Raw genomic sequence first — 11,741 nt, forward strand, 5'->3', positions numbered from 1 at the left:
CCATGTCTAGCCTCTCCTCTAGACGGCCCGATACTCTGCGATGCGTGGATCCGGTCCGCAACCCGTACGCGCCGGGCGCCGGCCAGCGTCCGCCCGAACTCGCCGGGCGGGGGCGGGAACTGGACGTCTTCGACATCGTGCTGGAACGCATCGCGCGGGGCCGACCGGAACGCAGCCTGATGCTCACCGGGCTACGCGGTGTCGGCAAGACCGTCCTGTTGAACACGTTGCGCTCCCAGGCGATCAACCGGCTCTGGGGCAGCGGCAAGATCGAGGCACGACCGGATCAGTCGCTGCGCCGACCGATCGCCGCCGCGCTGCACATGGCCGTCCGCGAGTTGGCGCCGAGGCACCGGGCACCGGAGCGGATCGACGCCTTCCTCGGGGTGCTCAAGGCCTTCGCCCAACGGGGCGCTCCGACCGGTCGGGCCGGGGCCGCTCCCAAACTGCGCGACCGATGGCAGCCCGGCATCGACGTACCGGCGGCCAGCGGCCGGGCCGACTCCGGCGACATCGAGATCGACCTGGTGGAGCTGCTCACCGACGCCGCCTCGGTCGCCAGCGACGTCGGCACCGGCGTCGCCATCTTCATCGACGAGATGCAGGACCTCGGCCCGGAGGACGTCTCCGCGCTCTGCGCCGCCTGCCACGAGCTTTCGCAGCTCGGCGCGCCCCTGATCGTGGTCGGCGCCGGCCTGCCACACCTGCCGGCGGTGCTGAGCGCGGCGAAGTCGTACTCCGAGCGGTTGTTCCGCTACCAACGCATCGACCGTCTCGACCGGATCGCCGCCGACCACGCGCTCTGCGCGCCGGCCGAGCGGGAGGACGTCGAGTACGAGGCGAAGGCCCTCGACCTGCTCTACGAGAAGTCCGGTGGGTATCCGTACTTCGTGCAGGCGTACGGGAAGGCCACCTGGGACCATGCGCCCCGGTCGCCGATCACCCCGGCCGACGTACGCGTCGCCGCACCGGAGGCCGAGGCGGAGCTGGCCGTGGGCTTCTTCGGCTCCCGCTTCGAGCGGGCCACCCCCGCCGAGCGGGAGTACATGCGGGCGATGGCGATGCTGTCGCTTGTCGAAGGGGAGACCGACGGCGGTGGCCGGGACGACATGGACGCGGCGGTGCCGACCTCGGAGATCGCCCGAGCCCTCGGCCGCAAACCCGCAAGCCTCTCGCCAGCTCGGGATGCGTTGATCAAGAAGGGCCTGATCTACTCCGGGGAGCGTGGCACGGTCGCCTTCACCGTCCCGCATTTCGGCCGCTACCTGCGCACCCAGCCCGCCTGACTCAGCCCGTCGGCCGCCCGCCCGGATGACCGCCCGTCCGGGCGTCCCCACCCGCGGTCTGATCGTCGGCCAGTCGAGCATCCGCCACCAGCGAGGGAGACGGCCTCCGGACGACTGGCCGCCGGATCTGTGGCAGCGCAGCAACTCCGGCCACGGCGTGTCGGGCACCTGCACTGCCACAGATCCGACTGGCGGCACGGGATGACTGGCGGCGGGGATGGATTCAGGTCGAGATGGGCGGCGAGTCGGCGCAGACAGCGGGAAGCCCTCGGCCGGTGGCCGAGGGCTTCTTGTGAGGTGCGTCAGGCGGTCGGGCGGGCGGCCTTCGCCAGCTCGACGAAGCCGCGCCACGCCGCCGGCTGGAAGCTGAGCGTGCCGCCGGCACGGTCCTTCGTGTCCCGGACGAGGACGACGCCGGGAAGGTTGTCGGCGACCTCGACGCAGTTGCCGCCGTTGTTGCCGCTCTTGCTGCTCTTGCGCCACTGCGCGCCGGTCATCTCCATGCTGCTGCCGCTTCCCTGAGGAGGTCAAGGGACTGCGCCCGTGACAGCGCCTCGCCACGGATGCGTTCCCACCTGCGGCCCAGGGTAGCAACTTCCGCAGCCTGATCGATGATCTGTGATTCGGCCTGGCTGTCGGCGTGACCGAGCACGCTGCCGTCGTCCAGCTCGGCGAGGGTGAAGGGCCCGCCCAGCCCGGGATACATCCCCACCGACGCGGGCACGACATGGATCGAGGTGGTGGGCAGCTCGCCGCACGCCACCAGGTGCTCACACTGCTCACGCATCAGCGCGCGGTCGCCGTAGGCGGACCGGCGCAACACCAGCTCGTCCAGCACCACGACCAGCATCGGCGGGCTGTCGCGGCGCAGGATGGCCTGCCGCTGGAGGCGAGCCTCCACCAACCGCCCGACGTCGTCGGTGGTCAACTTCTCCCCGGCCAGGGTCGCCCGCGCGTACGCCTCGGTCTGGAGCAGGCCCGGCACCCAGGTCAGCTCGAACCAGCGCAGCGCCACCGCCTCGCGCTCGATGTCCACCCACCGCCGGAACCACGCCGGCTCGCGCCGCTTGAGGACGTCCGGCCACAGCTCGGTCACCTCGCGTCCGAGCACCTCAGCGACCCGCCGCCGGGTCTGCGGACGCGGGATGCGTCCATGGCTGGCCCATCGCGCGGCGGTCTTCGGGTCGACACCGACCCGCTCCGCGAGGGTGTCGGCGGTTTCGCCCGCCTCGGTCATGGCGGCGACGACGGCACGATTCATTCCGCATTCCTTCCTGAACGTCCGGGGACACTCAGCATCCACTCCGATACGCGGTGTATGCGGCAGCCACGCGCCGGAAAGGTGGAAACCAGGACGGCACGAGCCAGTGGAGACTCCCCCGAACTCGCTGGACGTGCTTGTCGGGGCCGCCCCGCCGGGCGAGCACCTACCGGGGCGGCCCCTCCCAGATCTCCTGGCGACGAGGAGGCACGCGTGCCCGCACGACAGCCCCACCGCGATGGCCGGTGACCGGCCGGCGGGAGGACGGCACTCCGACCGTCAAGCCCGGCGTATATCTGTTGAGCCGGGCGGCGTCCCCGCAGTTCCACGCGCCGATCCTGGTCCGCGTGATCCGCGAGTTGACCGACCGGCACCCGCCGCACGGCTGGACGTGGATCGACTGCTACCAGCTCGACCGGCACGGGGACGCGATCGAGAAGCGCCAGTTGTTCGTGATGCCGGCGGGGATGCGCCAGGTCGACGTGCCACCGGTCCCGTACGCCGCCCGACGCCCTCCGGCGAGATCAACCCGGTGAGCCGCCCGTCCCGAGTTCCCTGGCACCCGTCACGGTCTCGTCGGCGTACGCGATTCCTCAGACCCGGCGGCGAAGTCGATCGGCGAGCGCACGGCTCCGATGTAGCGCGGACCGCACCGGGACCGGCAGATGCCGCGCGGCGGCGCGACCAGGCACCCGTTCACCCGGTGCCAGGCCCTTGCGCAGCGCTTTGGTGTGCGGGAAGGGAATGTGCGGCTGGTGCGCCTCACGCAACGCCCGGACACCGGCGAGCGAGTACAGCTCCGCCACCCGGGCGATGATCCGCTCTCTGGCCTCCGGATCGGTAGTCATCAGCGTGGTCACCGGCGGCGGCAGGTCCGCAGCAGCCAGCCGAGCCTCGTATCCGGGGTCGGCCTTGCCGGGCTGGAAGATGTGTTCGACGCCGTTGCGCTCCAGGAAACCGGCAAAGCGGTCCCAGCGCTGCGCCTGCCCGGCGTTGAAGGCGGTGTAGTCGGCCTGAGCGTAGAGATCGGCGGCGTCGACCTCCGGCGTCAGGCTGGGGAGCAGGCTGTGCGGGATGTCGTGGTACCGGGCCAGTTCCAGGGTTCGGCTGTCGTGCGCCAGGACGTAAGCGGGCGTGCCGGCGGACAGCGCCACGATGTTGCCGTGGATCCGGGTGCCGAAGGAGAAGTCGCGCTCGGCGAGGTACCGCATCCAGGTCGCGGTGTCGACGAAGAACCGGATGCGGTCCTCCCGGTGAAGCTGGTGACCGGGGTGGTGCGGCAGCCCTCGACGCACGTTGGCCGGGTGGGTACCCCACAGGAGCAGTTCGAGCACCTCGTCGCCCTGTGGCACGTAGACCATGTTCGGGTAGCGCTTGGCATGCCGGGTACCGATCCGGTCCATCAGCTTCACGTAGGGCGAGATGTTGATCGTGAAACGGCTCTCCGGGGTGATCTCGGGCAGCCGCTTGCTGACCCGGAGATTCGGACCGTCGCGGAACAGCGACGGACAGCCCACGACGTCCACCACGTCGTCACCGAAGCCCAGCTCGGCGAGGTAGGCGCGGGTGAACTCACCGCGTACGCCAATCGTCGCCGACTTGTCGAGCACCGCGCTGACAAACCGGCGCACCGCCACGCGCAGCTCGTCGGTCGGCGGCGGAAACGGGTCGTCGAGGCTGCCCGCGCCGCCCGCGACGCCGACGCCGATCACCACGACCGGAATCCGCAGCCGCTCGATCACCCAGGTGAGGCGCTTGAGATTCTCCAGAAAGCTCAGCCGGAAGGCATTGGCCAGCGGCACCACGAACAGGTCGAACTGCTCGTTGACCCGGTCCACGTACGCGTGGTCCACGCCGGGACGTTCGCTGAGGAAGGAGTTGGACACCACCTCGGTCCCCGGCACGCTGATCAGCTTGTGCACCGCGTCGGCAAAGACGAGGTTGCCGACGTTGCGCCCGAAGATGCCCTGCTTGTAAAGCGCGAGGGAGAGTTCCGGGCTAACCGGAGTGAAGGGATCCTTGGCAGAACGCAGCAGAACACGAGGCATCTGGTCATCTCCACGCCGGGGGGTGTGGGGTCGGCCGAGGCATTCGATGCTAACAACGCCCCGGCGACCCTGCCCGTTGAGCGAGAGGGATCAGACCATCCCGAGTTCCCTGGCACCCGTCACGGTCGCGGGCTCAGCGCAGGCGATGTCTTCAGGACTGGCGGCGTAGCCGACCGGCGAGCGCGCGACTGCGGCGCAGCGCGGACCGCACAGGTGCCGGCAGGTGCCGCACTGCGGCCGGTACGGGCCGCCGCTCGCCGGTCGCCACCGTCTCCTTCGGCGCAGCGGTGTGCGGGAACGGAATGTGCGGCTTGTGTGCCCTGCGCAGCGCGCGGAGGCCACCCAGCGCGTAGAGTTCCGCCACCCGGGCGGTGATCCGTTCCCTGGCTTCGGGATCGGTGGTCATCAGTGTGGTCACCGGCGGCGCCAGCCCCACGGCGTCCAGCCGCTTGTCGTAATCCGGGTTGGCCTTTCCGGGCTGGAAGATGTGCTCGATGCCGTTGCGCTCCAGGAAGCCGGCAAAGCGGTCCCAGCGCTGCGTGTGCCCGGCGTTGAACGCGGTGTAGTCGGACTGAGCGTAGAGGTCTGCGGCGTCGACCTCCGGGCTCAGGCCGGGGACCATGGTGTGCGGAATGTCGTGGTAGCGGGCCAGCTCCAGGGTCCGGCTGTCGTGCACCAGGACGTGGGCCGGCGTCCCGGCGGCCAGCGCCACGATGTTGCCGTGGATCCGGGTGCCGAAGGAGAACTTTCGCTCCGCCAGATAGCACATCCAGGTCGAGGCATCGACGAAGAACCGGATGCGGTCCTCCCGGTAGAGCTGGTGGTCGGTGTGGTGCGGCATTCCTGGCCGGACGTTGTCCGGCTGGACCCCCCACAGCAACAGCTTGAGGTCGGTGTCGTCCTGCGGTACGTAGACCATGTTCGGGTAATGCTTGGCGTGTCGGGTCGCCACCTCGTCCATCAGCAGCACGTACGGCGAGATGTTGATCGTGAAGTGGCTCTCCGGCGTCAGCTCGGCCACCCGCTTGATGATCTTCAGGTTAGGGCCGTCTCGGAACAGCGACGGACAGCCGACGACCTCGACCACGTCGTCACCGAAACCCAGCTGGGCGAGGTAGGCAGCGGTGATCTCGCCACGTACGCCGATCGTCGCCGACCTGGCGAGCACCGCACGCACAAACCGGCGCACTGCCCCGCTCATCTCGTCGGTCGCCGGCGGGAACGGGTTGTCGAGGCTCCCTCCGGCGCCCGCGACGCCGACGCCGACGACCACGACCGGAATCCGCAGGTTCTCGATCACCCAGGTAAGGCGCTTGAGGTTTTCCAGGAAGGTCGGCCGGAAGGCATTTGCCAGGGGCACCACGAACATGTCGAACTGCTCGTTGATCCGGTCCACGTACGCCTGGTCCACGCCGGGCCGTTCGCTCAGGAACGAGTTGGACACGACCTCGGTCCCCGGCACGCTGATCAGCTTGTGTACCGCCTCGGTGAAGACGAGGTTGCCCACGTTCCGCCCGAAAATGCCCTGCTTGTACAGCGCGAGGGAGTGCTCCGGGCTGACCGGGGTGAAGGGGTCCTTGGCAGAGCGCAGCAGGACACGGGTCATCGGTCGGAGCCTCCGGATGCGGGGTGCGAGGGGGGGTAGCCGAAAGTTGCTCGATGCTAGCCAACCGCGTCGTCGCCCGCCACCTGCTGCCAGTCGACCGGAAAGGGGTCAGACCTTCGACCACGGCGGCGGGAAAATGACCTCACCCCGTGGAGGCGGCGGCTCGCCGCTTGTCGTCGGTGGTAATACCAGCGCCTGCCAGGGCTCACCAAGGCCGGACCAGGGACTGGTCAAGCCCAACTGGTCGGCCCGGCTGAAACCGAAGCGCCGGTAGTAGGCCGGATCGCCGAGGACCACCACCAGCCGCTCGCCGAGTTCCGTCGCCGCTTCCAGGGCGGCCTGCACCACCGAAGTGCCGAGCCCGATCCGCTGCCGGTGCGGTGCCACCGCAACCGGCCCCAACGCCAGCGCTGGCGTGCTGGCCGTGCCCGAGTTGACAAGCACCCGGGTGAGCAGGGCACACCCGACGATCTCCCCGCCGTACTCGGCGACCATCGCCAGCTCCGGCAGCCAGGCGTCGCTGCCGCGCAGCTCGTCGACGAGGCGTACCTCCGGCGGCACGGCCACGTCGGGTCGGGCGAAGGCTGCGGCCAGCACCCGGCGGATCGCGCCGGTGTCGGCCGGGTCCTCGGGTCTCAGCCGCAGGGTCGTCACGCGGCGTAGGGTACCCCGGAAGGCACGTCCATCCACGACGGTCCTCGAACCCGGGCGCGGCGGCACCGACCCACTCGATCGATCGACATACCCCGTTGCGGGGCGTAGTAGGGGCCCGGACAGGGTATGACTGTTCCATGACGCCCGTACGATCCCTCGCCCGCGCCATGTTGAGCGGCATCTTCGTGGTCAGCGGCGCCCGCAACTTTGCCAACCCCGGCCGCCTGGTGCCCACCGCGAAACCGATCACCGATCGGGTGACGCCGCTGCTGGAGCGGGCGGATCCGCGCATCCCCAGGGATACTGAAACCCTGATCCGCGCCAACTCGGCCGTGCAGTTCGGTGCCGGGCTGATGCTGGCCACCGGGCGGTTCACCCGGCCGGCGGCCCTGGTGCTGGCCGGCACGCTGATCCCGGTGACCCTCGCCGGGCACCCCTTCTGGCGCAACGACGACCCGGTCGCGAAGAACAACAACCAGATCCACTTCCTGAAGAACCTCGGTCTCTTCGGTGGGTTGTTGCTCGCCGCAGCGGACACGGAGGGTAAGCCCGGGCTGCGCTGGCGGGCCGGTCACCGGATCGGCCACTCACGACGGTCGGTACGCCGCGCCGTCCGGACCGCCCGTCGGGAGGCCCGGATCGCCATGCGGTCCGCCGCCACCGCTCGGCGACTCCCCGGCTGACCGGTACGGCCCCACCCCACCCCTGCTGAGCTGCGATCTAACCATCCTCACCCCCACCAAGGCCGCGAATCACCTGAACCACCCGGTAGGCGTTAACGCGGTGGAAATGTCAAAAGAATGTGTGGGATCGGACACGGTCGCATAACGCGGGAGGCACTGACGTGAGGCGCCGTTCTAGGCTCCGTACTGGACCTGGACGGGTAGGACGACCTTGGTACGGGGGTGGCCACGCCATGCCGACGATCGTCGGTAGAGGGCTGGACCGCCTCGCCACAGTCCGTCGCGTAACGCGTGGGATCGATCGTAGGACAGTCGTACGGGCCGGCATCGTCGCGGCCGTCGCCTACGCCGCATGGCTTGCCATCGGCGCGTTCGGGCGTCCGTACAACTTCTTCGACATGAAGATCTACCACGGCGCGGTGGTCTGGTGGGCGAGCGGTCACGAGCTGTACGAGTTCGTCGCGCCCGACACAACCCTGGGTTTCACCTACCCACCCTTCGCCGGGCTGGCCATGCTGCCGATGGCGCACCTGCCGGTCGCCCTGGCCGGTCTGGTCAACGCCGCGGTGAGCATCGCCGCACTATCCGTTGTGCTGGCCGCGCTGCTGCGCCCGATCGTCGACCGGCTGGGCTGGCCACTGTGGTACACGGTGGCCATCGCGACGCCACTGGCCGCCGCCATCGAACCCACCCGGGAAACCCTCGGCTACGGGCAGGTCAACCTGCTGTTGTTCGCCTTGATCCTGGCCGACCTGATCGCCCTGCGCTGGCGTTCGCGCCGGGGCACGCACCAGGCCGAGGGCGACGGCCCGCTGCTGCGGTTCGTCTACGGCGGTGCGTGGGCCGGCGTGGGCATCGGCCTCGCCACCGCCGTCAAGCTGACCCCGGCCCTGTTCATCTTCTATCTGATGATCACTCGACAGTGGCGGGTGGCCTGGACGGCCATCGGCACCGCCGTCGGGGTGACCATCGGCAGTTTCGGCATCGTCGGCGCCGAGTCCCGGGATTACTTCGGCAGCGTGCTGTGGCAGACCGAGCGGGTCGGTGCCGCCGACATGACGCCCAACCAGTCGCTCGCCGGCCTGCTGGCCCGGCTCTACGACTCGATCGAGACCCCCGGTCTGCTCTGGCTCGCCTTCTCCGTGCTGGTGCTGGCGCTCGGCCTGTCCCGGGCGTCCAATGCCCACTCTGACGGCGACGAACTGACCGCCTTCACGCTTGTGGGCCTGACCGCCAACGTGATCAGCCCGATCTCCTGGACGCACCACCTCGTCTGGGTGATCCCGGCGATCATCGTCCTGGCCGACGCCGCGATCCGTCGGCATGACGCCAGCCGGGGACCGGTGGTGCGATCCGCGTCAGGGTCGTACGGCGGGCCACCCGGCGTCTCCACACTGCGCTCACCGATCTGGTACCCGACGTTGACCGGGTTCCGCCACGGCTTCGCCGCCATCGGGCTCTACCTGCTCTTCCTGATCTCCCCGATCTGGCCGTACGAACACCAACTGCCGGAGGTCTCCCACTACCAGGACGGCCTGTTCGGTGCGTTGATGGAGAACTCTCTGGCGCTGGCGCTGATCCTGCTGGTCGCCGCACTGCCCTGGCGGCCCGGCGCGGAGCCGGCGTTCCACACCGATCGGGCGGCGCGTGCGTCGATGCTGTACGGACGGCGATAGCCCACCGGTCAGGGGCAGTTGACCCATTCCTCGGTGCCGTCGGTGAAGACCTGCCGCTTCCAGATCGGCAGCCGGGCCTTCGCCTCGTCCACCAGCCGTGCGCAGGCAGCGAACGCGGCGGCCCGGTGGGCGGTGCTGACCGCCGCCGCCAGGGCCACGTCGCCGATGGCAAGTGGGCCGACCCGGTGCGAGACCGCCACGGCGTACACGTCGGGGTCGGCGGCGATCTCGTCGGCGACCTCCTGGAGCACCTTCTCGGCGTTCGGGTGGCCTTCGTACTCCAGGTTGGCCACCGACCGTCCATGGTCATGGTCGCGCACCACCCCGGCGAAGGACACCACCGCGCCGGCTCGACGGTCGGCGACCGCCGCCTCGTGGGCGGCGAGATCCAGTGGCTGGTCGGTGACGGTGCTGACAACGGTCACCATGCCCGCTCCCCGGGTAGCAGTGGCAACGGCACGATCGGAACTTGGTCTCCCACCGAGCCGGTGGTCCCGGGGCTGATCACCGCGAACCCGTCGGCGGTGGCGAGCCCACGCAGCATGGCCGAACCGACGTGCCGGACCGGATGGGCCGTCCCGGCGGCCCGGTCGAGTCGGACCAGCGCCAGATGGGTGTGGTCGCCACGACCGGCAACGGGCTCGGCGAGGACGGCGTGCGGAAGTGTCGGCAACGACCGACCGGCGAGCCCGGCCAGTAGCGGGGCGACAAGCGACACCAACGCGATGACGGCGGACTGCGGATTGCCGGGCAGCCCGGCCACGAACCGGACCTGCCCGTCGGCACCGACCAACCGGGCCAGCAGCATCGGGAAGCCGGGACGCACCGCCACCGTGTTGATCACATAGTCAGCGCCCAACGTCGCCAGCGCCGGGTGCAGGTGATCGACGGGGCCGTGCATGGTGCCACCGGTGGTGCAGACCAGATCGGCGGTGTCCAGGGCGGCGCGCAGCGCGGCCACATGGGCGGGCAGCGTGTCGGCGACGGGCCCGACCACGCCGTTCGGATCCATCCGGCAGCCGTATCGGCGCAGCCAACCCGGCACCGCCGGGCCCAACGCGTCGCGGACCCGGCCGCCGCCCGGCGGACCTGCCGTGAGCAGTTCGTCGCCGAAGACCAGCAACGCGGCCCGGGGCTGCCGGCGTACCCGCAGGGTGTCGTGGCCGCAGGAGGCGGCCAGGCCGATCACCGCCGGGTCGACCGGCGTCCCGGCCGGCAGCAGTTCCTCACCGGCGGTGGCCTCCTCCCCGGGCTCTCGCCATTCCGGCGCGGCGCGTGGCACGCCGTCGACCAACCCCTCCGGCGTACGCCTCGACTCCTCCACCCGGAGCACCGCCGAGGCACCCGTCGGCACCATCGCCCCGGTGGCGATCTCGACCGTCGTTCCGTCCTCGGTCAACGGGGCGGGCGCACCACCCGCGAGGACCCGCCCGACGACTCGCCAGGGGCCGGCACCGCGCACCGCCCAGCCGTCCACACTCGACGTCGGAAACGCCGGCAGGTCGGTCCGGGGGGTGAGTGGTTCGGCGAGGGTGTGCCCGTCGGTCTCGGCGAGTGGACGCTCGACGGCGGGCAGCGCGGCGGCCAGGCCGGCCGCGTGCACCCGGGACCGGGCCTGCGCCCAGTCGACCGGAGGTGACGCGGAGACCTCGTCGGTGGAGGCGGTTTCCGTTCTCACTGGCCGAGCCTAACCGGCCGCCGGGTGGTCGCCACCACGCAACTGGTCGATGGTGTGGGCCAGAATCGGCCCCAGTACGGCGAGACCGTCCCGTGCTCCGCCGGTCGAGCCGGGCAGGTTGACCACAAGCGTGCGGCCGGCCACGCCGGCCACCCCACGGGACAGCGCGGCGGTGGGCACCTTGTCGCGGCTGTGTGCGCGGATCGCCTCGGCGATGCCGGGAATCTCGTAGTCGAGCAGGGCCCGCGTCACGTCGGGAGTGCGATCGGTGGGGTTGATCCCGGTGCCACCACTGGTCAGCACCACGTCGACGCCGTCGGCCACGGCCGCCCGGACCGCCTGGCCGACCGGCTCGCCGTCCGGCACGACCACCGGTTCGCCCACCGTGCAGCCCAACTCCCGCAGACCGGCGACGAGGAGCGGGCCACTGGTGTCGGCGTAGACACCGGCGGCGGCCCGGTTGGAGGCCACCACCACCCGGGCGCAGATCATGACCGATCCTCCGGGCGCTCCCACAGGCCGGTCTTTCCACCCTCCTTGCGGAGCACCCGGACCGCGTCGACGCTGGCCGCCGGATCAACGGCCTTGACCATGTCGACAAGAGCCAACCCGGCGACCGCGACCGCGGTCAGCGCCTCCATCTCCACCCCGGTGCGGTCGGCGGTGCGGGCGGTGGCGGTGATCTCGACCGTGTCGGCGGTCAGCGCCAGGTCGACGGTGACGCCGTGCAGAGCGATCGGGTGGCACAGCGGGATCAGGTCGGGAGTGCGCTTCGCCCCCATGATCCCGGCCAGCCGCCCGACCGCCAGGGCATCGCCCTTGGGCAGACCGTCCCCACGGAGCAGGTCG

13 protein-coding genes are annotated in these 11,741 nt (G+C 70.5%); 4 read left to right on the forward strand and 9 right to left on the reverse strand.

The window, feature by feature from the left end; all coding sequences use genetic code 11:
- Positions 1-44: 44 nt before the first annotated feature.
- Positions 45-1,286 (forward strand): AAA family ATPase, encoded by a 1,242-nt coding sequence (locus ACFY2A_RS21410; RefSeq protein WP_387173931.1) that lies wholly within the window; start codon positions 45-47, stop codon positions 1,284-1,286.
- Positions 1,287-1,588: 302 nt separating this feature from the next.
- On the opposite strand, the gene ACFY2A_RS21415 is transcribed toward ACFY2A_RS21410, so the two are convergent.
- Complete coding sequence (locus ACFY2A_RS21415) at positions 1,589-1,783, reverse strand: DUF397 domain-containing protein (protein WP_363921523.1); 195 nt, start codon at positions 1,781-1,783, stop codon at positions 1,589-1,591.
- Positions 1,780-2,547 carry a Scr1 family TA system antitoxin-like transcriptional regulator gene (locus ACFY2A_RS21420; RefSeq protein WP_387173933.1) on the reverse strand — a complete coding sequence of 256 codons (768 nt, stop codon included), beginning with the start codon at positions 2,545-2,547 and terminating at the stop codon, positions 1,780-1,782. The genes ACFY2A_RS21415 and ACFY2A_RS21420 overlap by 4 nt, the downstream gene beginning before the upstream one ends.
- Positions 2,548-2,792: 245 nt before the next feature.
- Between ACFY2A_RS21420 and ACFY2A_RS21425 the strand changes: the two genes are divergently transcribed.
- Positions 2,793-3,083, forward strand: coding sequence for a hypothetical protein (locus ACFY2A_RS21425; RefSeq protein WP_387173935.1), 291 nt, complete (start codon positions 2,793-2,795; stop codon positions 3,081-3,083).
- 57 nt (positions 3,084-3,140) lie between these two features.
- Here ACFY2A_RS21425 and ACFY2A_RS21430 read toward each other — a convergent pair whose 3' ends face one another.
- The 3 genes from ACFY2A_RS21430 to ACFY2A_RS21440 form a co-directional block, all read right to left on the reverse strand.
- Complete coding sequence (locus ACFY2A_RS21430; protein ID WP_387173937.1) at positions 3,141-4,595, reverse strand: polysaccharide pyruvyl transferase family protein; 1,455 nt, start codon at positions 4,593-4,595, stop codon at positions 3,141-3,143.
- Between the two features lie 151 nt (positions 4,596-4,746).
- Complete coding sequence (locus ACFY2A_RS21435; protein ID WP_387173939.1) at positions 4,747-6,201, reverse strand: polysaccharide pyruvyl transferase family protein; 1,455 nt, start codon at positions 6,199-6,201, stop codon at positions 4,747-4,749.
- Positions 6,202-6,309: 108 nt separating this feature from the next.
- Entirely contained in the window at positions 6,310-6,855 is a 546-nt protein-coding gene (locus ACFY2A_RS21440; RefSeq protein ID WP_363920985.1) for an N-acetyltransferase, read from the reverse strand.
- Positions 6,856-6,992: 137 nt separating this feature from the next.
- Here ACFY2A_RS21440 and ACFY2A_RS21445 point away from each other — a divergent pair, with 137 nt between their 5' ends.
- A complete protein-coding gene (locus tag ACFY2A_RS21445; protein WP_363920986.1) occupies positions 6,993-7,538 on the forward strand; it encodes a DoxX family protein in 546 nt (181 codons plus the stop codon).
- A 233-nt stretch (positions 7,539-7,771) separates the two neighbouring features.
- Entirely contained in the window at positions 7,772-9,214 is a 1,443-nt protein-coding gene (locus ACFY2A_RS21450; RefSeq protein ID WP_387173942.1) for a glycosyltransferase 87 family protein, read from the forward strand.
- Between the two features lie 8 nt (positions 9,215-9,222).
- Here the strand turns inward: ACFY2A_RS21450 and ACFY2A_RS21455 are convergent, their stop codons facing one another.
- From ACFY2A_RS21455 to ACFY2A_RS21470, 4 genes are all read right to left on the reverse strand, one after another.
- Entirely contained in the window at positions 9,223-9,642 is a 420-nt protein-coding gene (locus ACFY2A_RS21455) for a molybdenum cofactor biosynthesis protein MoaE (RefSeq protein WP_363920990.1), read from the reverse strand.
- Positions 9,636-10,892: a molybdopterin molybdotransferase MoeA gene (locus ACFY2A_RS21460; RefSeq protein ID WP_387173945.1), complete on the reverse strand. Its 1,257-nt coding sequence runs from the start codon at positions 10,890-10,892 to the stop codon at positions 9,636-9,638. The genes ACFY2A_RS21455 and ACFY2A_RS21460 overlap by 7 nt, the downstream gene beginning before the upstream one ends.
- Before the next feature lie 9 nt (positions 10,893-10,901).
- Positions 10,902-11,384 carry a molybdenum cofactor biosynthesis protein B gene (locus ACFY2A_RS21465; RefSeq protein WP_387173947.1) on the reverse strand — a complete coding sequence of 161 codons (483 nt, stop codon included), beginning with the start codon at positions 11,382-11,384 and terminating at the stop codon, positions 10,902-10,904.
- Positions 11,381-11,741: cyclic pyranopterin monophosphate synthase MoaC (locus ACFY2A_RS21470; protein WP_387173949.1), on the reverse strand; the 361-nt coding region annotated here is incomplete at its 5' end. The genes ACFY2A_RS21465 and ACFY2A_RS21470, both read right to left, overlap by 4 nt.

Origin of the sequence: Micromonospora sp. NPDC000442 (assembly GCF_042898635.1) — a bacterium.
GTDB lineage: Bacteria > Actinomycetota > Actinomycetes > Mycobacteriales > Micromonosporaceae > Micromonospora.

Coding starts and splice junctions, on each gene's coding strand:
- ACFY2A_RS21415 (WP_363921523.1), bottom strand. CDS start 1,783: ATGACCGGCGCGCAGTGGCGCAAGAGCAGCAAGAGCGGCAACAACGGC.
- ACFY2A_RS21420 (WP_387173933.1), bottom strand. CDS start 2,547: ATGAATCGTGCCGTCGTCGCCGCCATGACCGAGGCGGGCGAAACCGCC.
- ACFY2A_RS21430 (WP_387173937.1), bottom strand. CDS start 4,595: ATGCCTCGTGTTCTGCTGCGTTCTGCCAAGGATCCCTTCACTCCGGTT.
- ACFY2A_RS21435 (WP_387173939.1), bottom strand. CDS start 6,201: ATGACCCGTGTCCTGCTGCGCTCTGCCAAGGACCCCTTCACCCCGGTC.
- ACFY2A_RS21445 (WP_363920986.1), top strand. CDS start 6,993: ATGACGCCCGTACGATCCCTCGCCCGCGCCATGTTGAGCGGCATCTTC.
- ACFY2A_RS21450 (WP_387173942.1), top strand. CDS start 7,772: ATGCCGACGATCGTCGGTAGAGGGCTGGACCGCCTCGCCACAGTCCGT.
- ACFY2A_RS21455 (WP_363920990.1), bottom strand. CDS start 9,642: ATGGTGACCGTTGTCAGCACCGTCACCGACCAGCCACTGGATCTCGCC.
- ACFY2A_RS21465 (WP_387173947.1), bottom strand. CDS start 11,384: ATGATCTGCGCCCGGGTGGTGGTGGCCTCCAACCGGGCCGCCGCCGGT.